The following is a 26,225-nucleotide window of genomic DNA, read 5'->3' as shown; positions in this document are numbered from 1 at the left end:
GTTCAACAAGGCTCCGGGCATCGTTCCAGGGTCTGGTAGCAAAGCGCGTACGGGGTCCCTTCCCCCGGGGGCTGGCGCTGCTCGTCCGCGACGCGCCAGGCGGCCGTGTCGTAGGCGGGGAAATGGGTATCCCCGGTGAGATCCGTCTCCACCCAGGTCAGGTACATGCGCTGTGCTCGGGGAAGGAACAGCCGGTAGATCTCGGCGCCGCCGATGACCATGATCTCGCCGGCGTCGCCGGCGGCCTCCACGGCGGCTTCGGGCGTGTCGACCACCCGGCACCCCGGGGCCTCGAAGTCCTGGCTGCGGCTCAGCACGATGTTGGTGCGCTCCGGCAGCGGCCGGCCGATGGAGAGGTAGTTCCGCCGTCCCATGATGACCGGCTTGCCCCGGGTCAGGCGCTTGAAGTGGCGCAGGTCGTCGGGGATGTGCCAGGGGAGCCCGTTGTCGCGGCCGATGACGCGGTCGGGGGTGAGGGCGGCGATGAGTGCGATCATTACGGGGCTCACTAGGTTTCTGCTTCGCGGTTGAACCTGGGTCGATGGTATCGAGCCCGGGCACAGCACGAGGCGGGCCGTTCGGTTCCGGACCGTCTGCGGCCAGGACGGCCGCAGTCGAGCCTACAGGGACGTATTCACGGCGTGTCCGGAACCGAACGGCCCGCCTCGTGCCCCGGACTCTCCCTCTTGTCCCGGGAGCTTCGGGCGGGGAGACCGGTCACGGACACGCTGTAAATACATCCATGTACGCTCGACACCGGCCATCCATGGCCGGTGACGGTCCGTGACCGGTCACCCCGCCCGAAGCTTGTGCCCTCGTCCGCGTCCGCTGCATTCTTCAGCTCCCTCTACACCGCCACCGGCGCCTTGATATGGGGCTCCGGGTCGTAGCCCTCCAGCCGGAAATCCTCGTAGCGGAACGCGAACAGGTCGTCCACGTCCGGGTTGAGGTGCATGGTGGGCAGCGGATGCGGGGTCCGCGCCAGCTGCGTGTCCGCCTGCTCCAGGTGATTCAGGTACAGGTGGGTGTCGCCCAGCGTGTGGATGAACTCGCCCGGCCGCAGGTTCGTGACCTGGGCGACCATCAGCGTCAGCAGCGCGTAGGAGGCGATGTTGAACGGCACGCCCAGGAACAGGTCGGCGCTGCGCTGGTAGAGCTGGCAGGACAGGCGCCCGTCGGCGACGTAGAACTGGAACAGCGTGTGGCACGGCGGCAAGGCCATGTCCTCCACCTCGGCCGGGTTCCAGGCGGAGACGATCAGGCGGCGGGAGTCGGGGTTGCGGCGGATCTGCTCCAGCAGCCGGCTGATCTGGTCGATGCGCTCGCCGTTGGGTGCCGGCCAGGAACGCCACTGGACGCCGTACACCGGACCCAGGTCGCCGTTGTCGTCGGCCCAGGCGTCCCAGATGCTGACCCCGTGCTGCTTGAGGTAGCCGATGTTGCTGTCACCGCTGAGGAACCACAGCAGCTCGTGGATCACCGACTTGAGGTGGATGCGCTTGGTGGTAACCAGCGGGAAGCCCTGCGCCAGGTCGAAACGCATCTGGTGGCCGAATACCGACAGGGTGCCCGTGCCGGTGCGGTCCTCCTTGCGGACCCCGTGGTCGCGCACGTAGCGCATGAGATCGAGATACTGCTTCACGTCTGCGCTCCGTCGGGCTTGGGGACGCGATAGGCGAGCGCCAGCAGGACGACGCCCAGGGCGATCATGGGCGCCGACAGCAGCTGCCCCATGGTGAGCCAGTCGAATGCCAGGTAGCCCAGGTGCTCGTCGGGCAGGCGCACGAACTCCACCAGGAAGCGGAAGCCGCCGTAGAGCACCAGGAACAGCCCGGATACCGCCATGGTCGGCCGCGGCCGGCTGGAGAACAGCCACAGGGCGGCGAACAGGACCACGCCCTCCAGCGCGAACTCGTAGAGCTGCGAGGGGTGGCGCGGCTCCGGCCCCATGGGCGGGTAGACCATGGCCCAGGGGAGATCGCTGGTCTTGCCCCAGAGCTCGCCGTTGATGAAATTGCCCAGGCGCCCGGCGCCGAGGCCGATGGGGATCAGCGGTGCGGCGAAATCCGTCAGGCGGAAGAAGCCGGCCCCGATGCGCCGCCCGTAGAGCCACAGCGCCGCCAGGACGCCCAGGAAGCCGCCGTGGAAGCTCATGCCGCCTTCCCATACGCGCACGATGGCCAGCGGGTCGCGGGCGAGGATGCCCGGGTCGTAGAAGATGATGTAGCCGATCCGGCCGCCGGCGATGACGCCGATGGCGACGTAGACCAGCATGTCCTCCATCTGCGCCGGGCGAATGGGGCTGTCGGCGCGCTGCGCCCGCCAGCGGCCCAGCAGCCAGCCGCCCAGGAAGCCCACAAGGTACATGAGGCCGTACCAGTGGATGGCGACGGGGCCCAGCTCGATGGCAACGGGGTCGATGTCAGGGTATGTCAGCATGACCGGGGATGGTACCTGTACCGAGGGAATGACGCAGCACCTTGATGGCTTTCCGTGGAGAGGCGGGCGGCGCGGGTGCGGGGGATTCCGGTTCGGGCGACTTGCGCAGCGCCGGAGCGCAGGCCGTCCGGCCCCGAAGGGGTGGCGGCAGGGATGCCGCCACCGGCTGTCAGCACAGGGATGTGCTGTCAGCCGGCCAGGCCGGAGCGGAGGATAGGCCCCTGCTTCCACCGAAGCAGGGGCCGTAAGCGGAGCTCCGGAGCCCGAACCGGAATCCCCCGCACCCGCGCCGCCCGCCTCCGACGGAGCCGTCCTACGGCGTGCTCCACGCCGGCGCCACGCGCGTGAACAGCGCCTTCAGGTAGCGGGTCTCCGGGATGGCCGGGTGTTCCGGATGGTCCGGCGCCTGCCCGCCGCGGGCGACCACCTGCAGTGTCCGGTCCACGTGCCGGGCGGCGCCCAGGACCTCGTCCAGCAGGGCGCGTTCGTCCACGTGCGCCGAGCACGACGCCGTGATCAGGTTGCCGTCCTTTTCCAGTACCTGCAGCGCCAGCTGATTCAGCCGGCGGTAGCCCGCCAGCCCGGCCTTGATGTCCTTGCGGCGCTTGACGAAGGCCGGCGGGTCGAGAATGACCACGTCGAAGCGATGGCGCTCCTGGCGCAGGGCCTGGAGCACCTCGAAGGCATCGCCCTCGACGGTGGTGACCCGGTCGCCCAGGCCGTTGGCGTCGGCATTGGCCTGGAGCGTATCCAGGGCGGCGCCGGAGCTGTCCACCGCGGTGACCGAGGCCGCCCCCGCACGCAGCGCCTGCAGCCCCCAGGCACCGGCATAGCTGAAGACATCCAGCACGTGCAGCCCCTGCACATAGGGGGCCAGCCGGGCGCGGTTGGCGCGATGATCGAAATACCAGCCGGTCTTCTGCCCGGTGGTGGCCGGCACCTGGAACCGCAGGCCGTTCTCCTCCACCGTCAGCGTGTCCGGCCCGGGCGTTCCGTGCCAGCGCGTGTACTGCTCCAGCCCCTCCAGCTCGCGCAGGGGGCTGTCCGCCCGGATGAGGATGTGCGCCGGGGCGATCACGCGCTCCAGGGCCCGGGTGACGGCGTCGAGCGCATGGTCCATGCCGGCGGTGTTGGGCTGGACCACGCAGACATCGCCGTACCGGTCGATGACCAGGCCGGAGAGGCCGTCGCCGTCGCCGTGGACGAGGCGGTAATGGGGTGTGTCGAAATGCTGCTCGCGCAGGGCCAGGGCCCGGTTGAGGCGATGTACCAGCAGGGACTCGTCCAGGCTGCGCTCCGGGTCGCGGCTGACCAGCCGCGCGCAGATCAGCGAGTGCGGGTTGGCCGTCGCCGCGCCGATGGCCTGGCCGCCGTGGTCGCGCAGCAGTACCTGCTCCCCGGGGGCGAAATCGCGCAGGGGCGAGCGCCCGGTGTCCACCTCGTTGCTGAACACCCACAGGTGTCCGGCGCGCAGGCGTCGCTCCTCGCCGCGCTTGAGGAACAGGGAAGGGCGCGTCTCCGCCATGGTCGCCTCCGGATCGGGTGTGTTCGAGGGCGGGGATTCTACTACAGCGGGCCCGGCCATTGGGGCCGGGTGATGTCGTGCCGGGTTCCTGCGGTGTATATTGACCGGCCGGCGTCCGCGCGGAAGCCGGGACTTCCGGTCATGGTGCGGCTGTCGCCCGTGGGCGTCACCGTGACGGCCCGGCGGTTGCTACTAGAATACGCGCTTCCATGCGCGGGTCGCGCCCTTGTTGCTTCTGGAGATTGTGCCGTGAGTTCTGCCGTCCGGTGGATTGCCGTTGCGCTGCTCGTCCTCTGCCTGCTGCCGGCGGGTGCACTCGCGCAGGAGCGATACATCAGCGATGATCTTGCCCTGGACCTGCGCGCGGGTCCGGGCAACCAGTACCGCATTGAGCGCATGGTTCCCGCCGGGACGCAGGTCCAGGTGCTGGAAGAGGACAGCGGCTGGACGCGGGTGCGCCTGCCGGACGGCCTGGAGGGCTGGGTTCTCACGCGGTTGCTGTCGGATCAGCCCAGCGCCCAGGCACGCCTGAGCCGGGCCCAGAGCACCCTGGAGCAGGTGCAGCAGGAGAACAGCCGGCTGAGCGAGGAGCTGGAGGCGGCCCGGGCCCGGGTCGAGGAGCTGGAGTCGCGCCTGGCCGAGAGCGAGAGCCGGCGGCAGACCCTGGAGCAGCGCATGGAGCGGGCCGAGCAGGGGCTGGACCTGTACGAGGAGAATGAATCCCTGAAGAAGGAGGTCATCGACCTGGAGCGCGAGATCCAGGATCTGGAGCAGGAGCGCGACCGGTTGCGGGGGCGGGACGAGCAGCGCTGGTTCGTCGTCGGAGCCGCCGTGCTGTTCGTCGGCATTCTCGCCGGGCTGATCCTGCCGCGGCTGCGCTGGCGGCGCTCCTCCGGCTGGAGCGGCGGCGGGCTCTGACACTCCGCGCGCTCGCCGCCCCGGCGGCGCCTCGTGTTGCCCAGACGCCGGCGTTTCGCCAGAATCCGACTCGGGATACCGGAGCCATTGCTGCACAATGGCGCAACCGGAACCCCGCAGCCGGGCCTGCGTGGCCGGGGGGTCGACCAGCACAAGGGGATTCACCATGGCCCAGCAGCCGCCCTCGCTGATACAGATGCTCCGCGAGCTCATTGCCATCCCGTCGGTGAGCAGCGCCAATCCGGCGCTGGACCAGGGCAACCGCGCCGTGGTGGACCGCCTTGCCGGCTGGCTGGAGGACCTGGGGTTCGCGGTGGAGATCCAGCCCGTCCCCGGCGGCGACGACAAGGCCAATCTCATCGCAACGCTGGGGCGCGGCGAGGGCGGCCTGGTGCTCGCCGGGCACACCGACACGGTACCGTTCGACGACACCGGCTGGAGCGCGGATCCGTTCACGCTCACCGAGCGCGACGGGCGCCTGTACGGTCTCGGCACCAGCGACATGAAATCCTTTCTCGCCCTGATGCTGGAGGCGGTACGGGACCTGCGCGCCGGCGACCTGAACGCGCCGCTGGTGGTGCTGGCCACGGCCGACGAGGAGAGCGGCATGGCCGGTGCCCGCGCCCTGGTGGACGCCGAGCGGCGCCTGGGCCGGCACGCCGTCATCGGCGAGCCCACCGGCCTGCAGCCGGTGCACGTGCACAAGGGCGTGCTCGCCGAGGCCATCCGGGTGCGCGGACACTCGGGGCATTCCAGTGATCCTGCGCTGGGCAACAGCGCGCTGGAAGGCATGCACCGGGTGCTCAGCGACATCCTCGCGTGGCGTCAGCAGCTGCAGTCGCGGAACGTGGATCGGCGTTTCCAGGTCCCCGTGCCCACGGTGAATCTGGGCTTCATCCACGGCGGCGACAATCCCAACCGCATCTGCGCGCACTGCGAGTTGCACATCGACATCCGGCCGCTGCCGGGGATGAGCCTGGAGGATCTGCGCGGCGTGCTCGCCCAGCGCTTGCCCCGGGTCCTGGGCGAGACCGGCCTGAGCGTGACCATGGAATCGCTCTCGCCCGGGCTGCCCGCGCTGGAGACGCACCGCGACGCCGCCATCGTGCGCGCGGCGGAAGCCCTGACGGGATCGCAGGCGCGCGCGGTTGCCTTCGGCACGGAGGCGCCGTATCTGCGGCAGCTGGGGATGGATGTCGTCATCCTCGGGCCCGGCGATATCGCCCAGGCCCATCAGCCCGACGAATACCTGGATGCCGGGCGCCTGGCACCCACCGTGTCCCTGCTCCAGGGCCTGATCCGGCGGTTCTGCATCGAGGGCGGGGGTATCCGGCATGACGCGTGACGATGCCGCCTACGTCCAGTGGTTCCGCCGCAGCTCGCCCTACATCAACGCGCACCGCGGGCGCACCCTGGTGGTCAGCGTCGGCGGCGAGGCCCTGCGCGGGCCGCAGGCGGCGGCGCTGCTGCAGGATATCGCCCTGCTCAACAGCCTGGGCCTGCGGGTCGTGCTCGTGCCCGGGGCCCGGCCCCAGGTCGAAGAGCGGCTGCAGGCGCGCGGCGCCGAGATGCGCTATCACCAGGGCTCGCGCATCACCGATCCGGCGGCCCTGGAGTGCGTCAAGGAGGCGGTGGGCGCGCTGCGCGTGGACATCGAGGCGCTGCTGTCCATGGGCCTGGCCAACTCGCCCATGGCCGGGTTCCGCCTGCGGGTGGCCTCCGGCAACTTCGTCACCGCGCGCCCCCTGGGCGTGCGCGACGGCGTGGACTACCAGCACACCGGCGAGGTCCGCCGCGTGGACACCGCCGGCATCCAGGAGCGCCTCGCCGCCGGCAACGTCGTGCTGGTCTCGCCGCTGGGCTACTCGCCCACGGGCGAGGTGTTCAACATGGTGGCCGAGGACGTCGCCCTGGCTGCGGCAACGGCGCTGGAGGCGGACAAGCTCGTCTATCTCACCGAGGGCGAGACTCTCCGGGACGACGACGGCGAGCTGGTGCGGGACCTGGGCCTGCAGCAGGCGAGCCGCTACCTGGACGGCCTGCGGGCGGCGCCGGAGTCAGGGCCGGCGCGGCTGCTGGACGCCGCCGTGCGGGCCTGCCGCCACGGTGTCCACCGCGTCCACCTGGTGGACCGCCGGCACGACGGCGGCCTGCTGCTGGAGCTGTTCACCCGGGACGGGGTCGGCACCCTGATCACCGGCGATCCCTACGAGACCCTGCGTCCGGCCACGGTGGACGACGTCGGCGGCATCCTGGAGCTGATCGAGCCGCTGGAGCGCGACGGCGTCCTGGTGCGGCGCTCGCGGGAAGAGCTGGAGACGCGCATCGGCGACTACCTGGTGGTGGAGCGCGACGGCATGATCATCGCCACGGCCGCGCTGTCACCCCACCACAGCGCCGGCATGGCCGAGCTGGAGTGTTTCGTCATCCACCCGGAGTACCGCGGCGGCAACCGCGGCGACGGCCTGCTCCGTCACATCGAGCGCGAGGCCCGGGCGCACGGCCTGGAGCGGCTGTTCGTGCTCACCACCCGGACCGCCCACTGGTTCCGCGAGCGGGGCTTCGAGCCGGCGCGGCTGGATGATCTGCCGGTGGCCCGCCAGGCCCTCTACAACCTCAAGCGGCGCTCCCAGGTGCTGATCAAGGCCATCGGCCGGAAGGACTAGGGAAACGCTGAACAATTCGCGCGAGCCTCTGGCCGAGCAGCGCGGGCGCAGGCAAGGCGCGTTGCGCCGCGCTGTACTGGCGGTACAGTCAAGCAACGCAACGCCGGCTGCGCTCGCGCTGCTCGGCCCCGAAGGGCGCCCCACAGCGGCGTTGTGGACTGCGTTGGCCTTCTTGTAAAGGGCGACGGCCATTCACGGCGAATGCCGCCTTGCCACAACGCCGCTGTGGCGCGCAGAGGCACGCGGGAATTATTCAGCGTTTCACCTAGTGTCCCGGAACCGAAACAGATAACCCTCGGCCTTCCACTGCGCACTGTGCCGGGAACGGCACAATCGCGTCTGCCTGAAATTCCTTTCCTTCCGCAAGGCCCTCTCAGTCAACGGATTTGTAGCGAGTGGCACGGTCCGTGCCCGCTCTCAGGGCGGGCACCGACACCGAAGTCGGGGCTCGCAACGAAAACAATGGTTGTTCTGGAGGAGTCATCATGGGTTACGAAAAGCCCGGCGAACCCGGTTCGCTGATCAACTTCAAGTCCCGCTACGCGAACTTCATCAACGGCGAATGGACGCCCCCCGTCGAAGGGAAATACTTCGACAACGTCAGCCCGGTGGATGGTGCAGCATTCTGCGAGATCCCGCGATCCACGGCGGCGGACGTCGACAAGGCCCTGGATGCCGCGCACGCGGCCAAGGACGGTTGGGCGCGGGCATCGTATGCGGAGCGCGCCAACGTCCTGCTGAAGATCGCCGACCGCATCGAGCAGAACCTGGAAATGCTCGCCGTGGCGGAAACCTGGGACAACGGCAAACCGGTCCGGGAGGCCCTGGCCGCGGACATTCCCCTGTGCGTGGACCACTACCGCTACTTTGCGGGAGCCATTCGTGCCCAGGAAGGCGGGATCAGCCAGATTGACGACAATACGGTGGCGTATCACTTCCAGGAGCCGCTGGGGGTTGTCGGGCAGATCATCCCGTGGAATTTCCCGTTGCTGATGGCGACATGGAAGCTGGCTCCGGCTCTGGCCACCGGCAACTGTGTCGTGCTCAAGCCTGCGGAACAGACCCCGGTCTCCATCCTGGTGTTGCTGGAGCTGATCGAGGATCTGCTGCCGGCGGGCGTTCTCAACGTGGTCAATGGTTTCGGCCTGGAAGCCGGCAAGCCCCTGGCGTCGAGCAGCCGCGTCGCCAAGATGGCGTTCACCGGCGAGACCACGACGGGGCGACTGATCATGCAGTACGCCACGGAGAATCTGATTCCGGTGACCCTGGAGCTCGGCGGAAAGTCACCCAACATCTTCTTCGACGACGTCATGTCCGAGGACGATGCCTTCCTCGACAAGTGTGTCGAAGGCTTCCTGATGACCGCGCTGAACCAGGGTGAAGTCTGCACCTGCCCGTCCCGTGCCTTGATCCAGGAATCCATTTACGAGCGGTTCATGGACCGCGTTCTCGCGCGCTGGCAGCAGATCCGGCAGGGGAATCCGCTTGATCCCTCGACCATGATCGGTGCGCAGGTGTCCACCGAGCAGCTCGACAAGATCCTGAGCTACATCGACATCGGCCGGCAGGAGGGTGCCGAGCTTCTCGCAGGCGGGCGGCGACAGACGGTCAGCGGCCTGGAAAACGGCTACTACGTCGAGCCGACGGTCTTCAAGGGGCACAACCGAATGCGTGTGTTCCAGGAGGAGATCTTCGGTCCGGTGGTTTCAGTGACCACGTTCAAGGATGATGCCGAGGCGCTGGACATGGCCAATGACACGCTCTACGGGCTCGGCGCCGGTGTCTGGACCCGGGACGCCAATCGCTCCTACCGCATGGGGCGTGGCATTCAGGCCGGCCGCGTCTGGACCAACTGCTACCACCTCTATCCCGCGCATGCGGCGTTCGGCGGCTACAAGCAATCCGGCATCGGCCGCGAGAACCACCGCATGATGCTGGATCACTACCAGCAGACCAAGAACATGCTGGTGAGCTACGACCCGAACCCGATGGGGCTCTTCTAGAAAGGGAAGTCAGAGAATACGGAGGAGGATGATTGCCATGAGCAAGACCATGAAGGCCGCAGTGATCCGTGAGTTCGGCGCCCCCGCTCGGATCGACGAAGTGCCCGTCCCGGAGCCCGGACCCGGCGATATCCAGGTGCGCATTCAGGCATCCGGGGTCTGCCACACCGATCTGCATGCCGCCGAGGGCGACTGGCCCGTGAAACCGAACCTGCCGCTGATCCCCGGGCACGAGGGCGTGGGGTTCGTTTCCGGCGTGGGAGCCGGTGTCAAGCACCTCAAGGAGGGTGATCGGGTCGGCGTGCCCTGGCTCTATACCGCGTGCGGCTATTGCCAGCATTGTCTCGGGGGTTGGGAGACTCTGTGCGAATCGCAGCAGAATACCGGTTATTCGGTAAACGGGGGCTATGCCGACTACGTGGTTGCTGATGCCCATTACGTTGGCCGCCTGCCCGACAACGTCGGGTTCAACGAGCTGGCCCCCATCCTGTGTGCCGGCGTGACAACCTACAAGGGCCTCAAGGTCACCGATACCAAGCCCGGACAGTGGGTGGCGATCTCGGGGATTGGTGGTCTGGGGCATGTCGCCGTCCAGTATGCGCGCGCCATGGGCATGCATGTGGCGGCCGTGGACATCTCCGATGACAAACTCGCCCTGGCCGAACGCCTCGGTGCCGAGCTGACCGTCAATGCCGCCGAGGAGGACCCGGCAGGCCGGCTGCACAAGGACATCGGCGGCGCCCATGGGGTTCTGGTCACCGCGGTCTCCAATGCCGCATTCTCGCAGGCGCTGGGAATGGTAAGGCGCGGCGGCACCGTGGCCTTGAACGGCCTGCCGCCGGGTGATTTTCCGCTGCCCATCTTTGACGTCGTTCTCAATGGCATCACGGTGCGCGGGTCCATTGTGGGTACACGGCTGGATCTGCAGGAGTCCCTGGACTTTGCGAAGGAGGGGCTTGTCAGTCCGACGGTTCGCACGGCGCGGCTGGAAGATATTAACGGCGTCCTCCAGGAGATGCGGGACGGCAAGATCGACGGTCGCGTCGTGCTCGATCTGGCAAGCGGATAGACCCCGCCTTCCCTTCATTCCGGCCTGCACTCTCCAGGCCGGAATGGCCTGAAACGCCTGTTGCAAGGAGGAGCGTGATGGTGGATCAACCGGTGGCAAGAGTGGTTGCGACGGACGCGGCCCTGGAGCTCATCGAACAGCTGCGGGCGGAGCACGGACCGCTGATGTTTCACCAGTCGGGAGGCTGCTGCGACGGCAGCTCGCCGATGTGTTATCCGCAAGGCGAGCTCCGGGTCGGGAGCTCCGATGTGAAGCTCGGTGAAATCGGCGACTCTCCCTTTTACATGAGCCGGTCGCAGTTCGAGTACTGGGCCCATACCCAGTTGATCATCGATGTCGTTCCGGGGCGCGGAGGAATGTTCTCGCTGGAAGGGCCGGAAGGGGTTCGCTTCCTGACGCGCTCGCGGCTGTTTTCCGAGCAGGAGCAGGAGCAACTTGAGCGACAGCCAGTTGCCTCGGGTGATCGGTGATTCCTGGTCGGCTCCTCCAGGATGACAGTAGCGTGGGGGGCTGCTAGCTTGGAACGATAATCAGGGCGCCGGAACGCGCCAGAGGAGGAGAGACACCATGCCGCGCGTGCAACGTGGTGCGCTTCCGGAGGCACCAGCGAGTTCACGGATTGCCACCGGACGAGGCGTCCCGCGGCCGCAGCAAGTCAACCAGTCCATGATCCTCCGGTCCTGGGGCCGGTGTGACGAGCAGTACGGGATTGATCGTGGTGAACGCTCGCAGCCGACGGTGGTAGAGAATGCCACACTTTCCGAGCGCGTGGATGAGTACGGCGAATTCGTCCGGTTGGCCCGCGCGGAGATAAGCACTCTCTATCAGCAAATCGCGGGTTCCGGTTACGCCCTTCTTCTGACGTCCGCGGACGGATTGATTCTCGACTCGGTCAGCGACCCCAACCTGAAGCGCGATTTTCGCGCGGCGGGATTATGGCTTGGTGCGGTCTGGGACGAGCGTACCGAGGGGACGAACGGAGTGGGGACTTGCATCGTCGAACGTCAGCCGGTGACCGTTCACCGGGACCAGCACTTCCGCAGTCGTCACCATGCCCTGAGCTGCTCCGGCGCTCCGATTCTGGATCCTCGGGGAGAGCTTCTCGGCGTGCTGGATGCATCTTCCGTCAATGCCCGGGATACCCCGGAGAGCCAACTCCATACGTTGGCTCTGGTGACCATGTCGGCGCAACATATTGCCAAGTGCTACTTTGTCCGGAACTTCCCGGACGCCCTTCTGCTTCGGTTCCATGCGCGCCCCGAGTACGTGGGTCTGATCAATGATGCCGCTATGGCGGTGAGTGAGCAGGGCCTGATTCTTGCGGTGGATCAGAACGCTCTCAACTATCTGGGCGTCGCTGACCGCAATGCGCTCGTCGGCTCCCGCGTCGACCAGGTGTTCGATCTGGACCTGGCGCAACTGGACCAGCTGGCGGGGGCCCGGCAGATTCGTCTGCGACCCATCCGCTCGCTGAATCACGGCACGCAGTACTTTGCGAGTGCCGAGCACGGCCGCGATATGGGCGTGCCCGGAGACCGGGCGAGAGAGGCAAGAAATGCGCTAGGCATAACATCGGCGAGGCGTAACGCGGGTGGCCAGGCATCCCTGGGCAAGGATGACAACGTGCAGCGGCAAGCAGAGCGTGCCCGGCGCGTAATGACCAGGGGTATACCGATTCTGCTCCAGGGTGAGACCGGCACCGGTAAGGAGTGGTTTGCGCGGGCGCTGCATGATGGGTGTGCCGGCCGTGATCAACCCTTCGTTGCCGTGAACTGTGCCGCCATCCCGGAGCACCTCATAGAGAGCGAGCTGTTCGGCTATGAGGCCGGTGCGTTCACTGGGGCGCAAAAGGGCGGAAGAAGAGGGAAGATCGCCCAGGCTGACGGTGGGACGTTGTTCCTCGACGAGATCGGAGATATGCCCCTGGAGCTGCAGAGCCGGCTTCTCCGCGTACTGGAGCAGCGCGAGGTGATCCCGCTGGGAGGGGACCGTGCCATCCCCGTCGATATCCATCTGGTCAGCGCGACCCACTGCGACCTCCAGGCACGGGTGGGCCAGGGACAGTTCCGCCAGGATCTTTTCTACCGCCTTAAGGGCCTGCAAGTCGAGCTGCCGGCGCTCCGGGACCGGAGTGATCTCGATGATCTGATCGACAGAATTCTCCGCGAGGAGGGTGGTCCGGAGCTGCATCTTGGTGAGCAGGCCCGCGCCCGTCTGTTGAACTATCACTGGCCGGGCAATCTGCGGGAACTCCGGAACGAGTTGCGTACCGCAGCAGCGCTGTCTGACGCCGGGGTCATTCATGCGGAAGACTTGAGCACCGGAATCGCTGAAATCCCGCAGGCCAATGGATCGCGGCCGCGGGTACGGCCCACGGAAGCGACCCGTCTTGCCAACGCGGAACGCGATGTGCTCATCGACTGCCTGCGCCGCCACGACTGGAACGTGACGCGTACGGCCGAAGCGCTCAGCTTGGGCCGCAGCACCCTCTACCGGAGGATGCGCCGCCACGGAATCGATCGGCGAAGCGGTGGATTGCCTGCCGGATCCTGACGGGGTCGTGACCAATACGACGTCGTGGGTCGCTTTGGCCGCCGCCGTGCTGCGGTGCTCCAGCCCCGAGGGGCGGAGACGCTGGACGGGTGGTCATGGCGCATTGTCGATCCCCGGGTATGCTGAACCAGGATCCACAGCGCCTCCATGGGGTTGCCAATGCCGCAAAGCCGGCGTTCGTCGGCGTGTCTCCGCGGGCAACGTTGTCGACAGAGCCCGGTTAGCTCAGCCTGGTGGCCAGCGTGACGCCGTCGCCGATGGGGATGACGCTGACGTCGACCCGGGCGTCGTCCCGCAGCCGCCGGTTGAACGCCCGCAGCGCTTCGGTGCTCGCCCGCGTGTCCTCCGGGTCGGCCACCGCGCCGGACCACAGGACATTGTCCACGGCGATGACGCCGCCGGGCCGGATCAGCTCCAGGGCGCACTCGTAGTAGTGGTGGTAGCGTTCCTTGTCGGCGTCGATGAACGCCAGATCGAACGTTCCCGCCCGGTGCTCGTCCATCAGTGCCTGCAGCGACTCGGCGGCATCCCCCAGGCGCAGCTCGATGCGGTCGGCGACCCCGGCCTGCTCCCAGAACCCGCGCGCCTCGGCCGTGCTCTCCGGGTCATGGTCCAGCGTCACCAGGCGGCCGTCGGGCGGCAGGGCCTGGGCCATGGCCAGGGCGGAGTAGCCGGTGAACGTGCCGATCTCCAGCACCCGCCGAGCCGCCATTGCCCGGGCGAGAACGCGCATGAAGCGCGCCTGCTCCAGGCCGATGCGCATCTGCGGGGCGGCGTACTCCGCGGTACGCCGTCGCAGGCGGGCCTCCACGTCGCTCTCCGGCGGCAGGATGTCCAGCAGGTAGTCGTGAAGGCGTGTGTCGAGGTTGAGCGTCTTTTCGGTCATGGCACTTCCGGCGGATGGGGTCCGGATGCAGACCGGACCCGTGAAATGTGACGGCCACAACAGAAACAAGGGTTTGTTCACGCAAGACTCGTCATCATATCAGTGCCTGGGAAGGGCATCATCCAGAGGCCATGGCGCGTATGCATTTAGCCGACTTGCCGCGGGGGCGGACCCTGCGGGTGCTGCAGATCACGGATACGCACCTGTACGGCGACAGCGGGCGGCTGGCCGGTGTTGATACCGAGGCCACCTGCGACGCCGTCGTCGACGAGGTGCGCCGCCGCTGGGACCGGGCCGACCTGCTGCTGCTCACCGGCGACCTGGTCCATGACGGCGCCCGTGACCGCGAGTCCGCCTATCGCGAGGCCAAGCGGCGTTTCGATGCCCTGGGCATGCCCGGGCTGGTGATTCCGGGGAACCACGACGATGCCGACGCCATGGCGCGCGTGTTCCACACCGGCCCGGTGCAGCGTACCGCGCACCTCGTCGCCGGCGACTGGCTGTTCATCATGCTGGACTCCACGATTCCCGGAGCCACGGGCGGCCACCTCTCCGACGAGCAGCTCCAGTGGCTGGATGACTGCCTCGGGGCCAATCCCGATCGCCATGTGCTCGTCGGGCTGCACCACCATCCGGTGTCCGTCGGCTGCCGCTGGATCGATCGCATCGGAGTGGACAACGGCGATGCCCTGTTCCGCATCCTCGATCGTCACGACACTGTTCGCGCGGTGATCTGGGGGCATATCCACCAGGAATACGATGACTGGCACGGGCCGGTCCGGCTGCTGGCGAGCCCGAGCACCTGCATCCAGTTCTCGCCCAGCAGCGACGATTTCAGTATCGACCCGCAGCCTCCGGGGTATCGCTGGCTGGAGCTGGGGCCGGGCGGCACGGTGGCAACGGGGGTCGAGCGCCTGACCCGGGTCCCGGCGGGGCTCGACCTGGATCTCGCCGGCTACTGACCCGCCCGCGTGACGGCGGCGGCAGGGCGGTTGCAGCACGCCCGCGGCGAGCAGGCCCCGGCAAGAAGGGTCGCGACGCAGGAGTTAAGGAGGGCACATGGCGGCACAGGAAGCCCGACGGCAGGACGGCGGCAGCGAGGTCGAGCGCCTCAAGCGCGAGCTCGCGGCGGTGCGGCAGCGGCTGCACGACGAGGTCGCCTACTACCAGGCGGAGACGGAGACCACGCGCCAGAGGGTGGAGGCGGAACAGCTCCGCATTCATGCCCAGGAGGTTGCCCGCCGGCGCGAGGTCGAGGACCAGCTCGCCCGGACCCAGACCGAGCTGCGCGAGATCCGCGAGCACGCCGATCGCCTCCAGCGCCGCTACGACGAGCTCAATCGCCAGTATCTCCAGCAGGAAGAGAACGCGCGCCTCAACGCCGAGGAGCAGGTGGCGCAGACCCGGGCCGCCGCCCGTGCCGCCTGGCAGAGCGCGGAAGAAGAGCTGGGCAGCATGGAGAAGGCCCTCAACGAGGCCCGGCGCGAGCTCCAGCAGGCCCAGGAGCGCAATCGCCAGCTCGAGGAGACCCTCAGCAGCCTCCAGGGGCTGGAAGGCGCCAGTGACGAGGACCGCGAGGCGGCGCTCCTGGAGGAGGTGACCACGCTGCGCAAGGCGCTGAACCTCTCGGAGCGGGGCCGCGGCCAGGCGAATCAGCGGGCCGTGCGTCTGGCCGAGAAGCTGGTGGCGCTGCAGGCCGGCCAGGAGCGCGACGGATCCGCGCGGCAGGCCGAAACGCCGACCGCGTCAGCGCCCGGGCAGGCCCCCGCCCGCAGCGGTGCCGGCAATCCGGTGCCGGTGGACCTGACCGAGGCCAACGCGGTGCTCCGCGCGGCCCACGGCGACAGCGGGAATGACGGCGCTGGTGCCGCCGACGAGAACACCCTGTCCCTGGGAGCGGAGCTGGCCGACGAATTCCAGCTGATCCAGGCGGATACGTCCCTGGACCGGGAAAAGCTGCGGCGCCTGCAGGAGCAGGTGGAACGCGAGGACGAGCGCGAGGCGGATCGTCGCCGCGAACGCGATGCACAGCGGCGTTCCGGGGCGTTCGCGACGCCCTCGCCCGCCCGGGCAACCGGCAGCCCGTCCGGCTCGGCGGCGCCATCGGCGCAGCGGGACGCGGAGCCTGCGCCGGCGCCTGCCGCCGATGACGAACAGCGCAGCCGGACCCGCTGGCCGACGGTGGCGGCTCTGGTGCTGCTGCTGGCCGGGTTGTCGGGTGCGGCGTTCTGGTTCCTGGGCGGGCTGGCCTGATACGGCGGCTACCGGGGCCGGTTCAGATCTCGATCATCTCGAAGTCTTCCTTGCCGGCGCCGCATTCCGGGCAGGTAAAGCTGTCCGGGATGTCCTCCCAGCGCGTACCCGGCGCGATCCCTTCTTCCGGCAGGCCGTCCTCCTCTTCGTAGATCCACCCGCAGACCACGCACATGTACGACTTGTATTCCATGGTTTCCGCCCTGATGCCTGTTGTGCAGGCGCGATACTCTACCTGCTCGGCCCCGGCGGTCCAAACCGGGGGATGCAACACGGGAGGAGCAACATGCCGGCTGGGCAATCGGTGCGCGGCCTCTACGCCGTAACGGACACCACCCGCCATCGGGGCGAGACCCTGCTGGCGCAGGTCGAGGCCGTGCTGCGCGGCGGCGCGGCCGTCATCCAGTATCGCGACAAGAGCGACGACGCCCCCCGGCGCCGGCAGGAAGCCTCGGCACTGCTGCGGCTGTGCCGGGAGCACGGGGCGCTGTTCGTGGTCAACGACGACGTCGAGCTGGCGGCGGCGGTGGCCGCGCCGGCCGTCCACCTGGGGCGGGAGGACCCGGACCTCGCCACCGCCCGGCAGCGCCTGGGCGCCGGCGTGATGCTGGGGGTGTCGTGCTACGGCTCGCTGGAGCGCGCCGATGCTCTGGCCGCCGCCGGCGCCGACTACCTGGCGTTCGGCCGCGTCTATCCCTCGCCCACCAAGCCCGACGCCCCGCCGGTGGCCTGGCAGACCCTGGAGGCGGCCGTGGCGCGGTACCGCCAGCCGGTGGTGGCCATCGGCGGCATTACCGCCGACAACGCGGCGCCCCTGGCGGCGCTCGGTGTCGACGCCGTGGCCGTGATCAGCGGCGTGTTCGCGGTCGACGACCCCGAGGCCGCCGCGGCGCGGATCGCGGCCCTGTACGCGCAAGGCTGATACACTGGCCGACCCAGAGGACCGAACTTTCCTTCGGAGGAGCGCAATTCCATGAAACACTCCGAAACCCTGTTCGAGGCTGCTTGCCAGCACATCCCCGGGGGCGTGAACTCGCCGGTGCGCGCCTTCCGCGGCGTGGGCGGCACGCCCGTGTTCATGCGCCGGGCGCAGGGGCCGTATCTCTACGACGAGGACTACCAGCGCTATGTGGACTACGTCTGCTCCTGGGGGCCGATGATCCTCGGCCACGCTCACCCGGAGGTGGTGGAGGCGGTGCAGCAGGCGGCGGCGCAGGGGCTGAGCTTCGGTGCGCCCACCGAGGCCGAGACCCGCATGGCGCAGCAGATCAAGGCCCACGTGCCGTCCATGGAGATGCTGCGCCTGGTGAGCTCCGGCACCGAGGCCACCATGAGCGCGCTGCGGCTGGCGCGCGGGTACACCGGGCGCAACAAGATCATCAAGTTCCAGGGCAACTACCACGGCCACGTGGATGCCCTGCTGGTGAAGGCGGGCTCCGGGGCGCTGACGCTGGGCAACCCCACCTCGCCCGGGGTGCCGGAAGCGGTGGTGGCGGACACCATCACGCTGACCTACAACGATCTGGACGGCGTGCGCGAGGCTTTTCACCAGTACGGCGAGGAGATCGCCGGCGTGATCCTGGAGCCGGTGGCCGGCAACATGAACCTGGTCCCCGCCGACGCGGAGTTCCTGCAGGGACTGCGGGAGCTGTGCACGCAGCACGGCAGCGTGCTGATCTTCGACGAGGTCATGTCCGGGTTCCGGGTGCACATGGGCGGCGCCCAGGCCCGCTACGGGGTGACGCCGGACCTTACCTGCCTCGGCAAGGTGGTGGGCGGCGGCATGCCGGTGGGTGCCTTCGGCGGCCGGCGCGAGATCATGGAGCAGCTCGCGCCCCTGGGGGCGATCTACCAGGCCGGGACCCTGGCGGGGAATCCGGTGGCCATGGCGGCGGGGCTCAAGACCCTGGAGGTGCTCTCCCGGCCCGGCACGTTCGAGGCGCTGGAGAAGAGTACGCGCACGCTGGCGGACGGGTTGCGCGAGCGCGCCGAGCAGGCGGGCGTGCCGCTGCAGGTCAACCAGATGGGCAGCATGATGGGGCTTTTCTTCACCGAGGACGGCCCGGTACGCACCTACCAGCAGGTGGTGGACAGCAATACCGAGCGCTACGGCAGGTTCTTCCACGGCATGTTGGAAAACGGCGTCTACTTCGCCCCGGCGGCGTTCGAGGCGAGCTTCGTTTCCACCGCCCACGATGACGCGGTCATCGAGCTGACCCTGGATATGGCCGCGCGGGTGCTGCAGCGGCTGTAGCATCGCGGGCGGGTATCCGGGGCGCGTTGGCGGGGATCCCGGTTCCGGACCGTCTGCGGCCAGGACGGCCGCAGTCGAGCCTACATGGGTGAGGCCGATTCAGCGGGAGCGCCAGTGGCGCTCCCGCCGGCCGAACGGGCTCGCCAGGGATGGCGAGCCCAGGGCCTGCAAGCGGAGCAGGACAGCGAAGCGCAGCAGGTATTCACGGCGTGTCCGGAACCGGAACCCCCGCCAGTGACAACCGGACGTACGGGAAAGACCTTCTTCTGAGCGGCTGTCGTTCCGGACTATTCCAGCCGCAGCTGCGGCACGATCTCCTGCAGGGTGCGCAGGCGGTCCACGGGGTCGTCCAGGCTGAGCAGCTGCTGCTTGTGCTCCAGGGAGACCGGCAGGACCTCGGCCAGCCGGCCGGCGAGCCACGCGGCGTCGGTGTCACGGCGCGGGCAGTGGTGGTAGCCCAGGCTGGTCATGGCCAGTACCCGGTCCAGGAGCTGCGTGATGTCCGCCGGCTGCGGCGGCAGGGTGACCGCCGGCTCCGGGCCCAGGCGCTCGATCTCCGCCAGCCGCAGGCGGTCCGGGGCCAGGCGGCTGCGCAGGATCCGGAAACGCTCCTCGCCCAGGGCGGTGACGCCCAGCAGGCCGTCGCTGCGCTGCTCCCAGTCGACGATCCGCGCCAGGGTGCCGAGGCCGTGGGGTGTTGCCGCGTCGGCCACCTCGCGCCCTTCCCGGATCAGGCAGACGCCGAAGGGCTGCTCCTGGCGCAGGCAGCGGCTGACCATGTCCACGTAGCGCGGCTCGAAGATCCGCAGGGGCAGGGGCCCCCCGGGGAAGAGCACCGTACGCAGGGGGAAGATCGCGATCTCCCGGGCACTTTCGGGTCCTTCGGTGGTCACGTCGCGTTCTCCGGGCCGTGCCCCCAGCGCGGCATGAGCTCCTGGGGGATGTCCAGATGGTCCAGTATGCGCGCCACCACGAAGTCCACCAGATCCTCGACGCGTTGCGGGTGGTGGTAGAAGCCCGGGCTCGGCGGCATGATCACGGCGCCGGCCTGGCTGAGGCGCAGCATGTTCTCCAGGTGCAGGGTGGAGAAGGGCATCTCCCGCGGTACGACGATGAGCTGCCCCCGCTCCTTCAGGGCCACGTCGCCGGCGCGCTCGATGAGATTGTTGCTGGTGCCGGCGGCCAGCGCCGCCAGGGTGCCCGTGGTGCAGGGGCAGATCACCATGCGCCGCGGCGCGCCGGAGCCGGAAGCGCAGGCGGCGGTCCACTCGTTCTGGCCCAGCAGGCGCAGCTGCCCGTCCGCGGCCCCGTAGCGCTGGGCCAGGTAGCGCTCGGCGTCGCGGTTGCGCCCGGGCAGGGATTCCTCCGTCTCCATGCCGATGACCACCCGCGCCGGATCGGAGATGAGCAGGTGCACGGGGCGGCCGGCCGCCAGCAGGCAGGCCAGCAGCCGCAGCCCGTACTGGGCGCCGGACGCGCCGGTGAGCGCCAGGGTGATGCCGTCGTCGCGGATGTTCATGCCGGTACCTCGATGGGGGCGTGGTGGCGGCTGGCCAGGGCATCCAGCAGGCGTTGGTGAATGCCGCCGAAGCTGCCGTTGCTCATGACCACGATCTGATCGCCTGGCCGGGCCTCGGCGGCGATCCGCTCGACCAGCTCCGCCAGGTCGTCGGACCAGGCGCCGGTGCCGGCCATGGCGTCGCTGACCTCCGCCACCGACCAGTCCAGGCCCGGCGGCTGATAGAGGAACGCGCGCTGGGCCGGGGCCAGCGCGCCGGGCAGGGCGGCCCGCTGGGCGCCCAGGCGCATGGTGTTGGAGCGCGGTTCCAGGACCGCCAGCAGGCGCCCGGCCGGGCGCAGCGCCTCCAGGGTCGCGCGGATGGCCGTGGGGTGATGGGCGAAATCGTCCACCACGCGGATGCCGTTGACCGTGCCCCGCAGCTCCTGGCGCCGCCGCATGCCGCGGAAGCCCGCCAGCGATGCCAGCCCCTGCGCCACGGGCACGCCGGCATGGCGGGCGGCCAGCAGCGCCGCCAGGGCGTTGCGGGCGTTGTGAACGCCGGCCAGCGACCAGTTCAGCTCTCCCTGCGCGCGATCGCCCGCCATGACGCGGAATCCGGCGCCCTGCGGCTCCACGTGCCAGCCCTGTGGGTCGTCCATGGCCTCCAGCTCGCTCCAGCAGCCCATGGCCAGCATGTCCCGGACCCCGGGGTCGTCCTGCGGCGCGATGATGCGGCCGCGCCCGGGCACCGTGCGGACCAGGTGGTGGAACTGGCGCTGGATGGCGTCCAGGTCCGGGAAGATGTCGGCGTGGTCGAATTCCAGGTTGTTGACCACCAGCGTATCCGGGCGGAAGTGCACGAACTTGGAGCGCTTGTCGAAGAAGGCGCTGTCGTACTCGTCGGCCTCGATGACGAAGAACGGCGATGCCCCCAGGCGGGCCGAGACGTCGAAGTTGCCGGGCACGCCGCCGATGAGAAAGCCCGGTGCCAGCCCGGCGTCCTCCAGCAGCCAGGCCGTCAGACCGGCCGTGGTGGTCTTGCCGTGGGTGCCGCTGACGGCGATCACCCAGCGGTCCCGCAGCAGGTTGTCCGCCAGCCACTGGGGCCCGGAGGTGTAGGGGATGCGGCGGTCCAGCACCGCCTCCACCAGCGGGTGCCCGCGGGACAGGGCGTTGCCGATGATGACGCAGTCCGGTGCGGGTACCAGCTGCTCCGGGTCGTCATCCGGGCCCACGGGGATGCCCTGGGCGGCCAGCAGATCGCTCATGGGCGGATAGATCCCCCGGTCCGAGCCGGTGACCCGGTGCCCGGCTTCCCGAGCGAGCAGGGCCAGGCTGCCCATGAAGGTGCCGCAGATGCCCAGGATGTGGATGTGCATCGGGGCGTGCTCCTGAAAGGTCGGTGATTGCCGGAGAGGCTACCGGAGCGGCGCATTCTTGGGTAGGACCCGCGCCCGGAGGATCGCGCAACGGCGCCGGAATCCGGCGGTACGCCCGGGTTGTCGGTAACAGCGTCCGGGCGGCGCCTTGCCCGGGATTTCGGGAACGGGGTGGTTTGAGCTATCCTTGCGGCGCTTTCTGGCGGCCGCCGCCCCCGGGCCCGGCAAGACGGTCCGGTCGCGACCAGTGCAACCCAGCGAGGGACAGCCCATGCCTCCGAAGAACGCCTTCTACGCCCAGTCCGGCGGCGTAACCTCCGTGCTCAATGCCAGTGCCTGCGGGGTCATCGAGGCGGCACGACAGCACCCCGACCATATCCGCCACGTCTACGCCGGGCGCAACGGCATCATCGGCGCCCTGCGCGAGGACATGATCGATACCGGCCAGGAGTCCGCCGAGGCCATCGCGGCGCTGCGCTACACGCCGGCCGGGGCGTTCGGCTCCTGCCGCTACAAGCTCAAGGGCCTGGAGGACAACCGCGCCGAGTACGAGCGCCTGATCGAGGTCTTCGCCGCCCACGACATCGGCTACTTCTTCTACAACGGCGGCGGCGATTCCCAGGATACCGCCCAGAAGGTCTCGCAGCTGGGCGAGCATCTGGGCTACCCCATTACCTGCATCGGCATCCCCAAGACCGTGGACAACGATCTCGCCGAGACGGATACCTGTCCCGGCTTCGGCTCCACCGCCAAATACGTGGCCGTGTCCACCCGGGAGGCGGGGCTGGACGTGCGCTCCATGGCCGAGTCCTCCACCAAGGTGTTCGTCATGGAGGTCATGGGCCGGCACGCGGGCTGGATCGCCGCGGCCTCGGGCCTGGCCGCCGAGCACACCGGCGATGCGCCCCATGTCATCCTGTTTCCGGAAGTCACCTTCGACCCGGATGCATTCCTGGCCCGGGTCCGGGACAGCGTCGAGCGCTTCGGCTTCTGCGTGGTGGTGGTCTCCGAGGGGCTCAAGGACCGCGACGGCAGGTACATCTCCGACGGCGGCAGCCAGGACGCCTTCGGCCACACGCAGCTGGGGGGCGTCGGCCCCATCATCGCGGATCTGTGCAAGGAACGGCTCGGCTACAAGCACCACTGCGCCGTGGTGGACTACCTGCAGCGCTCCGCGCGGCATCTGGCCTCCAAGACCGACGTGGACCAGGCGTACGCCGTGGGCCGGGCGGCCGTGGAGCGCGCCGTCGCCGGCGACAACGCCATTATGCCCACCATCGTCCGCAAGGCCGACGAGCCCTACCAGTGGGAAATCGGCACCGTGCCCCTGGCGCAGGTCGCCAACGTGGAACGCAAGGTCCCGGCGCACTACATTACCGAGGACGGCTTCGGCATCACGGAGGCGTGCCGGCGCTACCTGACGCCCCTGATCCAGGGCGAGGACTACCCGCCCTACCGGGACGGGCTGCCCGCCTACGTGACGCTCAAGAACGTATCCGTGCCGCGGGTGCTGGGCACCGGTTTCGACGTGTAGGGCGGGCCGCCCGGCGGCAATCCCGGAATTCAGTTACTGGCAACGAAGAGAGGTGCACCCATGAACGTGGACAACATCCCGGTCGGCAAGTCCGTGCCCGACGATATCAACGTGATCATCGAGATCCCGCAGAACGCGGATCCGGTCAAGTACGAGGTGGACAAGGACAGCGGCGCCCTGCAGGTGGACCGCTTCATGTTCACCGCCATGCACTACCCGTGCAACTACGGCTACGTGCCCCATACGCTCTGCGGTGACGGTGACCCGGCGGATGTCCTGGTGATCGCTCCGTTCGGCCTGGTCCCCGGCTCGGTGATCCGCTGCCGCCCCGTGGGCGTGCTGGAGATGACCGACGAGGCCGGCGAGGATGCCAAGATCGTCGCCGTGCCGGTGAGCAAGCTGACGCCCCTCTACGACCGGGTGCACGAGCCCGAGGATCTGCCGCCCATGCTGCTGGAGCAGATCGGCCACTTCTTCGAGCATTACAAGGACCTCGAGAAGGGCAAGTGGGTGCGCGTCGATGGCTGGAAGGGGGCCGAGGCCGCCCGCCAGGAGCTCCGCGACGCCGTCGATCGCTACCAGCGCGAGGGCTGAATCCGCGGCGACGCGTGCATTTGGCGCCCGGCTGTGGTGCCATGGGGCTGCCGACCTGCAGAACACGGTTCCGCAGGGGTGGACATGGCCTGCAGCCGGCCTATAATCGGGCCTCGATGCAGTGCAGCATGCCGCGCCGAGGCGCGGCCGGAAGGTGGCACACGCGTGCGACAAACAGGCGGACGGAGTTGGCTTCATGGCGACGGCAGGGGTCATGGGCAAGCGGCGTCTTGAGCGGGAGAACCAGGCCTACGGGGCCACCGGCGGCGTCAGCCAGCACAACCGGTGCTTCGGGTTTCGGCCGGCGTTCAAGGACGGCGAGACCGGGGCGATCTATCCGTCCCTGAATGCGAGCGGGTCCCCCTGCCCCTTCCACTGCCTGGACGGCCTGCCCGCTGAAGTGGTTACCGAGCGCGGCACGGGCGGGCAGGTTGTCTGTGTCAAGCCGACCCTGGAAGCCGGTTTCGAGCGCGAGGGCGAGTTCTTCACCCGGGCGCAGGCGGCCGAGCTGGTCGCCCGCGGCGAGAACGAGACCCGGTAGGGATTCCCGATGCATCACCGTCAGATCCGCTGCACGTTGCCGGCAGCCGCGTGCGCGCGCGCCGAGACCGTGCTCGTCGACCAGGGGGCGTACTCCGTCACCCTGCAGGACTCCGGCGGTGAGCCGATCCTGGAACCCGATCCCGGCAGCAGCCCGCTGTGGGAGCAGGTGGTCATGCTGGCCCTGTTCGATGGTGATGTGGACGTGCCCGGGATCCGCACCGCCCTGGAGCAAGCCCTGGGCCCGGACGTGCTCGCCGGCTGGCACGAGGAAACCATCCCCGACCAGGACTGGGAGCGGGCGTGGATGGACACCTTCGAGCCCATGCGCTTCGGCCAGCGCCTCTGGGTCTGCCCCAGCACGCATCAGCCGCCGGATCCCCGGGCCGTCAACATCCGCCTGGACCCGGGCCTGGCCTTCGGCACGGGAACGCATCCCACCACGGCGCTGTGCCTGGAGTGGCTGGATCAGCAGAACGTCGCCGGCCGGCGGGTGCTCGACTACGGCTGCGGGTCCGGCGTCCTCGCCGTGGCCGCGCTGCTTCTCGGCGCCGGCGAGGCCCACGGCGTGGACAACGACCGCCAGGCCCTGGTCGCCAGCCGGGAGAATGCCCGGCGCAACGGGGTCGAGTCCCGCCTGCACCTGCGTGACAACGAGGAAGCGGACCCGCCGGTGGCCGACGTGCTGGTCGCCAACATCCTCTCGGGGATTCTCATCGACCTGGTGCCCCGGCTGATGGCCCTGGTGCGGCCCGGAGGGCAGGTGGCCCTGTCCGGCATCATGGAGCAGCAGGCCGGGACCGTCGAGGAAGCCTACCGCGAGTTCGTCGACTTCCAGCGCCCGCGCTTCCGGGACGGCTGGACCCTTCTCGCCGGCGTCCGGCGGGGCGCCTGAGTTCTTCTTTACAGTCCGTACGGGCGTCCCGACAATGCAACCCTGACGAGGCGGCCGCCGGACGCAGCCATGTACACCCAGTGCCCCACCTGTGCCACCGTTTTCCGGGTGAGCGAGCAGGAACTCGCCTGCGCGGACGGGGTGGTGTGCTGCGGCTACTGCCTGCGGGCCTTCGACGCCCGCCGCCGCCTGGCGACCGCGCTCCCCGAGGCCATGGCAGCCTTGTTGCCGGAACCGGAACCGGAACCGGAACCGGAACCGGAGCCGGAGCCGGAGTCCGAACCCGAGTCCGAACCCGAGCCTGCCGCGGCCCCCCGCCGGCGCCAGATCGACTGGCTCTCCGGGCCGGTTCCGGTGATCCCCGGGCATTCCGGGCGCTCGTCCGCGTCCCGGTCGCCGGCGGCATCGCCGGGGTCAGCGGCGGCTGCCCCCGAACCGAGCGCGGGCGCGGGCCACCGGGCCGACGCGTCGGCGCATGCACCGGTGCAAGCAGATGCTGCCGCAGCCGCGGCGGACGCCCCCGAGGCCGGACCCGCGGGCGTGCCCGAGCCGGACCCCGGGGTGGCCATGGGGGCCGGCCTGGCGGCGGACTGGCACGATCTCTCCCGCATGGAGATCGAGAGTGCGCCGCCGGCTGCACCGGCGCGCCGGTCACGGCGGTACGGCTGGCTGGCGGGGATCGTCCTGCTGACGGCGACGCTGGGGCTCCAGGCCGCCTATGTCATGCGCGACGATCTCGCCGGCGACGCGCGCTGGCGCCCCTGGCTGGAGGCGATGTGCAGCGTCGCCGGCTGCGAGCTGCCGCTGATGCGGGATGTCGACGCCATTCGCCTGGTTCGGGGACGGGTGACCGAGCATCCGGAGATCCCCGGCGCCCTGGTCGCGACCGCTGCGCTGGTCAATGATGCCTCCTTCCGGCAACCGTACCCTTTGCTTCAGCTGTCACTTCTGGATAATAACCAGAATATTTCGGGGGAGCGCTGGTTCCACCCCGAGGACTATCTCGGCGACGGGGCGGGACGGCGCGACTGGACGGCGGGCATGGCACCCGGGGCGACGAGCCGGGTGCGGCTGGTCCTCGAGGATCCGGGCACGGGCGCACGGCAGTACATCTTCGACCTGCGCTAGGTCCCCGTAACGGGCTCCAGGCCCCCGGACGAGTCGGGCGCGGCGTTTCCCGGGCGCCGCCTTTGGGGTATCATGCCGGCCCTCTCCA

25 protein-coding genes are annotated in these 26,225 nt (G+C 69.2%); 16 read left to right on the top strand and 9 right to left on the bottom strand.

The window, feature by feature from the left end; translation table 11 throughout:
- Positions 1-2: 2 nt before the first annotated feature.
- The 4 genes from QWY84_RS00535 to QWY84_RS00520 all read right to left on the bottom strand — a co-directional run bounded on the left by QWY84_RS00535 (position 3) and on the right by QWY84_RS00520 (position 3,964).
- A complete protein-coding gene (locus QWY84_RS00535; protein WP_290200433.1) occupies positions 3-497 on the bottom strand; it encodes a dihydrofolate reductase in 495 nt (164 codons plus the stop codon).
- 350 nt (positions 498-847) lie between these two features.
- Positions 848-1,642 carry a thymidylate synthase gene (locus QWY84_RS00530; protein ID WP_290200431.1) on the bottom strand — a complete coding sequence of 265 codons (795 nt, stop codon included), beginning with the start codon at positions 1,640-1,642 and terminating at the stop codon, positions 848-850.
- Positions 1,639-2,439, bottom strand: coding sequence for a prolipoprotein diacylglyceryl transferase (lgt, locus tag QWY84_RS00525; RefSeq protein WP_290200430.1), 801 nt, complete (start codon positions 2,437-2,439; stop codon positions 1,639-1,641). The genes QWY84_RS00530 and lgt overlap by 4 nt, the downstream gene beginning before the upstream one ends.
- 313 nt (positions 2,440-2,752) lie before the next feature.
- Positions 2,753-3,964, bottom strand: a complete 1,212-nt coding sequence (locus tag QWY84_RS00520) for a class I SAM-dependent rRNA methyltransferase (protein WP_290200429.1) — start codon at positions 3,962-3,964, stop codon at positions 2,753-2,755.
- Between the two features lie 249 nt (positions 3,965-4,213).
- Here QWY84_RS00520 and QWY84_RS00515 point away from each other — a divergent pair, with 249 nt between their 5' ends.
- The 7 genes from QWY84_RS00515 (at position 4,214) to QWY84_RS00485 (ending at position 13,173) form a co-directional block, all read left to right on the top strand.
- Positions 4,214-4,882: a TIGR04211 family SH3 domain-containing protein gene (locus QWY84_RS00515; protein ID WP_290200428.1), complete on the top strand. Its 669-nt coding sequence runs from the start codon at positions 4,214-4,216 to the stop codon at positions 4,880-4,882.
- Between the two features lie 166 nt (positions 4,883-5,048).
- On the top strand, positions 5,049-6,227 hold the full coding sequence (gene argE / locus QWY84_RS00510) for an acetylornithine deacetylase (protein WP_290200427.1): 1,179 nt from the start codon (positions 5,049-5,051) through the stop codon (positions 6,225-6,227).
- Complete coding sequence (gene argA / locus QWY84_RS00505; protein ID WP_290200425.1) at positions 6,217-7,548, top strand: amino-acid N-acetyltransferase; 1,332 nt, start codon at positions 6,217-6,219, stop codon at positions 7,546-7,548. The genes argE and argA overlap by 11 nt, the downstream gene beginning before the upstream one ends.
- Positions 7,549-8,033: 485 nt before the next feature.
- Positions 8,034-9,551 carry an acetaldehyde dehydrogenase ExaC gene (gene exaC / locus QWY84_RS00500; protein ID WP_290200424.1) on the top strand — a complete coding sequence of 506 codons (1,518 nt, stop codon included), beginning with the start codon at positions 8,034-8,036 and terminating at the stop codon, positions 9,549-9,551.
- Positions 9,552-9,588: 37 nt separating this feature from the next.
- Entirely contained in the window at positions 9,589-10,620 is a 1,032-nt protein-coding gene (gene adhP / locus QWY84_RS00495) for an alcohol dehydrogenase AdhP (RefSeq protein ID WP_290200423.1), read from the top strand.
- A 77-nt stretch (positions 10,621-10,697) separates the two neighbouring features.
- Positions 10,698-11,090 (top strand): DUF779 domain-containing protein, encoded by a 393-nt coding sequence (locus tag QWY84_RS00490; RefSeq protein ID WP_290200422.1) that lies wholly within the window; start codon positions 10,698-10,700, stop codon positions 11,088-11,090.
- 97 nt (positions 11,091-11,187) lie between these two features.
- Positions 11,188-13,173, top strand: a complete 1,986-nt coding sequence (locus QWY84_RS00485; protein ID WP_290200420.1) for a sigma-54-dependent Fis family transcriptional regulator — start codon at positions 11,188-11,190, stop codon at positions 13,171-13,173.
- Between the two features lie 220 nt (positions 13,174-13,393).
- Here QWY84_RS00485 and QWY84_RS00480 read toward each other — a convergent pair whose 3' ends face one another.
- Positions 13,394-14,059: an O-methyltransferase gene (locus QWY84_RS00480; protein WP_290200419.1), complete on the bottom strand. Its 666-nt coding sequence runs from the start codon at positions 14,057-14,059 to the stop codon at positions 13,394-13,396.
- 140 nt (positions 14,060-14,199) lie between these two features.
- On the opposite strand from QWY84_RS00480, the gene cpdA reads away from it, so the two are divergent.
- A complete protein-coding gene (gene cpdA, locus QWY84_RS00475) occupies positions 14,200-15,021 on the top strand; it encodes a 3',5'-cyclic-AMP phosphodiesterase (RefSeq protein ID WP_290200418.1) in 822 nt (273 codons plus the stop codon).
- 97 nt (positions 15,022-15,118) lie between these two features.
- A complete protein-coding gene (locus tag QWY84_RS00470) occupies positions 15,119-16,312 on the top strand; it encodes a coiled-coil domain-containing protein (protein ID WP_290200416.1) in 1,194 nt (397 codons plus the stop codon).
- A gap of 22 nt (positions 16,313-16,334) precedes the next feature.
- Here QWY84_RS00470 and QWY84_RS00465 read toward each other — a convergent pair whose 3' ends face one another.
- Complete coding sequence (locus QWY84_RS00465; RefSeq protein ID WP_290200415.1) at positions 16,335-16,505, bottom strand: rubredoxin; 171 nt, start codon at positions 16,503-16,505, stop codon at positions 16,335-16,337.
- A gap of 93 nt (positions 16,506-16,598) precedes the next feature.
- On the opposite strand from QWY84_RS00465, the gene thiE reads away from it, so the two are divergent.
- On the top strand, positions 16,599-17,234 hold the full coding sequence (gene thiE / locus QWY84_RS00460) for a thiamine phosphate synthase (protein ID WP_290200414.1): 636 nt from the start codon (positions 16,599-16,601) through the stop codon (positions 17,232-17,234).
- Between the two features lie 51 nt (positions 17,235-17,285).
- Positions 17,286-18,566: a glutamate-1-semialdehyde 2,1-aminomutase gene (hemL, locus tag QWY84_RS00455; protein ID WP_290200413.1), complete on the top strand. Its 1,281-nt coding sequence runs from the start codon at positions 17,286-17,288 to the stop codon at positions 18,564-18,566.
- A 287-nt stretch (positions 18,567-18,853) separates the two neighbouring features.
- Here hemL and QWY84_RS00450 read toward each other — a convergent pair whose 3' ends face one another.
- Genes QWY84_RS00450 through mpl form a run of 3 tightly spaced genes read right to left on the bottom strand, consistent with a single transcriptional unit; the run spans position 18,854 to position 21,446 of the window.
- Entirely contained in the window at positions 18,854-19,459 is a 606-nt protein-coding gene (locus tag QWY84_RS00450; RefSeq protein ID WP_290200412.1) for an LON peptidase substrate-binding domain-containing protein, read from the bottom strand.
- On the bottom strand, positions 19,456-20,085 hold the full coding sequence (locus tag QWY84_RS00445) for a flavin prenyltransferase UbiX (RefSeq protein ID WP_290200411.1): 630 nt from the start codon (positions 20,083-20,085) through the stop codon (positions 19,456-19,458). Before QWY84_RS00445 ends, QWY84_RS00450 begins: the two co-directional genes overlap by 4 nt.
- A complete protein-coding gene (mpl, locus tag QWY84_RS00440) occupies positions 20,082-21,446 on the bottom strand; it encodes a UDP-N-acetylmuramate:L-alanyl-gamma-D-glutamyl-meso-diaminopimelate ligase (protein ID WP_290200410.1) in 1,365 nt (454 codons plus the stop codon). Before mpl ends, QWY84_RS00445 begins: the two co-directional genes overlap by 4 nt.
- Positions 21,447-21,717: 271 nt before the next feature.
- On the opposite strand from mpl, the gene QWY84_RS00435 reads away from it, so the two are divergent.
- The 5 genes from QWY84_RS00435 (at position 21,718) to QWY84_RS00415 (ending at position 26,137) form a co-directional block, all read left to right on the top strand.
- A complete protein-coding gene (locus QWY84_RS00435) occupies positions 21,718-22,980 on the top strand; it encodes a 6-phosphofructokinase (RefSeq protein ID WP_290200409.1) in 1,263 nt (420 codons plus the stop codon).
- Between the two features lie 60 nt (positions 22,981-23,040).
- Positions 23,041-23,574, top strand: a complete 534-nt coding sequence (ppa, locus tag QWY84_RS00430) for an inorganic diphosphatase (protein WP_290200408.1) — start codon at positions 23,041-23,043, stop codon at positions 23,572-23,574.
- Between the two features lie 196 nt (positions 23,575-23,770).
- Complete coding sequence (locus QWY84_RS00425; RefSeq protein ID WP_290200407.1) at positions 23,771-24,115, top strand: hypothetical protein; 345 nt, start codon at positions 23,771-23,773, stop codon at positions 24,113-24,115.
- Between the two features lie 9 nt (positions 24,116-24,124).
- Positions 24,125-25,009 carry a 50S ribosomal protein L11 methyltransferase gene (prmA, locus tag QWY84_RS00420; protein WP_290200405.1) on the top strand — a complete coding sequence of 295 codons (885 nt, stop codon included), beginning with the start codon at positions 24,125-24,127 and terminating at the stop codon, positions 25,007-25,009.
- A gap of 69 nt (positions 25,010-25,078) precedes the next feature.
- On the top strand, positions 25,079-26,137 hold the full coding sequence (locus QWY84_RS00415; protein WP_290200404.1) for a zinc-ribbon and DUF3426 domain-containing protein: 1,059 nt from the start codon (positions 25,079-25,081) through the stop codon (positions 26,135-26,137).
- Positions 26,138-26,225 lie beyond the last annotated feature (88 nt).

Source organism: Aquisalimonas lutea (genome assembly GCF_030409225.1).
In the GTDB taxonomy this organism is placed as follows: domain Bacteria; phylum Pseudomonadota; class Gammaproteobacteria; order Nitrococcales; family Aquisalimonadaceae; genus Aquisalimonas; species Aquisalimonas lutea.
The sequence above is the reverse complement of the archived record's forward strand: the minus strand, read 5'-3'. Positions and strand labels throughout refer to the sequence as shown.

Bases quoted from the DNA above. Each gene is read 5' to 3' on its own strand.
- QWY84_RS00535 (WP_290200433.1), bottom strand. From the start codon at position 497: ATGATCGCACTCATCGCCGCCCTCACCCCCGACCGCGTCATCGGCCGC.
- lgt (WP_290200430.1), bottom strand. From the start codon at position 2,439: ATGCTGACATACCCTGACATCGACCCCGTTGCCATCGAGCTGGGCCCC.
- QWY84_RS00520 (WP_290200429.1), bottom strand. From the start codon at position 3,964: ATGGCGGAGACGCGCCCTTCCCTGTTCCTCAAGCGCGGCGAGGAGCGA.
- argE (WP_290200427.1), top strand. From the start codon at position 5,049: ATGGCCCAGCAGCCGCCCTCGCTGATACAGATGCTCCGCGAGCTCATT.
- argA (WP_290200425.1), top strand. From the start codon at position 6,217: ATGACGCGTGACGATGCCGCCTACGTCCAGTGGTTCCGCCGCAGCTCG.
- exaC (WP_290200424.1), top strand. From the start codon at position 8,034: ATGGGTTACGAAAAGCCCGGCGAACCCGGTTCGCTGATCAACTTCAAG.
- adhP (WP_290200423.1), top strand. From the start codon at position 9,589: ATGAGCAAGACCATGAAGGCCGCAGTGATCCGTGAGTTCGGCGCCCCC.
- QWY84_RS00490 (WP_290200422.1), top strand. From the start codon at position 10,698: ATGGTGGATCAACCGGTGGCAAGAGTGGTTGCGACGGACGCGGCCCTG.
- QWY84_RS00485 (WP_290200420.1), top strand. From the start codon at position 11,188: ATGCCGCGCGTGCAACGTGGTGCGCTTCCGGAGGCACCAGCGAGTTCA.
- QWY84_RS00480 (WP_290200419.1), bottom strand. From the start codon at position 14,059: ATGACCGAAAAGACGCTCAACCTCGACACACGCCTTCACGACTACCTG.
- cpdA (WP_290200418.1), top strand. From the start codon at position 14,200: ATGCATTTAGCCGACTTGCCGCGGGGGCGGACCCTGCGGGTGCTGCAG.
- QWY84_RS00470 (WP_290200416.1), top strand. From the start codon at position 15,119: ATGGCGGCACAGGAAGCCCGACGGCAGGACGGCGGCAGCGAGGTCGAG.
- QWY84_RS00465 (WP_290200415.1), bottom strand. From the start codon at position 16,505: ATGGAATACAAGTCGTACATGTGCGTGGTCTGCGGGTGGATCTACGAA.
- thiE (WP_290200414.1), top strand. From the start codon at position 16,599: ATGCCGGCTGGGCAATCGGTGCGCGGCCTCTACGCCGTAACGGACACC.
- hemL (WP_290200413.1), top strand. From the start codon at position 17,286: ATGAAACACTCCGAAACCCTGTTCGAGGCTGCTTGCCAGCACATCCCC.
- QWY84_RS00445 (WP_290200411.1), bottom strand. From the start codon at position 20,085: ATGAACATCCGCGACGACGGCATCACCCTGGCGCTCACCGGCGCGTCC.
- mpl (WP_290200410.1), bottom strand. From the start codon at position 21,446: ATGCACATCCACATCCTGGGCATCTGCGGCACCTTCATGGGCAGCCTG.
- QWY84_RS00435 (WP_290200409.1), top strand. From the start codon at position 21,718: ATGCCTCCGAAGAACGCCTTCTACGCCCAGTCCGGCGGCGTAACCTCC.
- ppa (WP_290200408.1), top strand. From the start codon at position 23,041: ATGAACGTGGACAACATCCCGGTCGGCAAGTCCGTGCCCGACGATATC.
- QWY84_RS00425 (WP_290200407.1), top strand. From the start codon at position 23,771: ATGGCGACGGCAGGGGTCATGGGCAAGCGGCGTCTTGAGCGGGAGAAC.
- prmA (WP_290200405.1), top strand. From the start codon at position 24,125: ATGCATCACCGTCAGATCCGCTGCACGTTGCCGGCAGCCGCGTGCGCG.
- QWY84_RS00415 (WP_290200404.1), top strand. From the start codon at position 25,079: ATGTACACCCAGTGCCCCACCTGTGCCACCGTTTTCCGGGTGAGCGAG.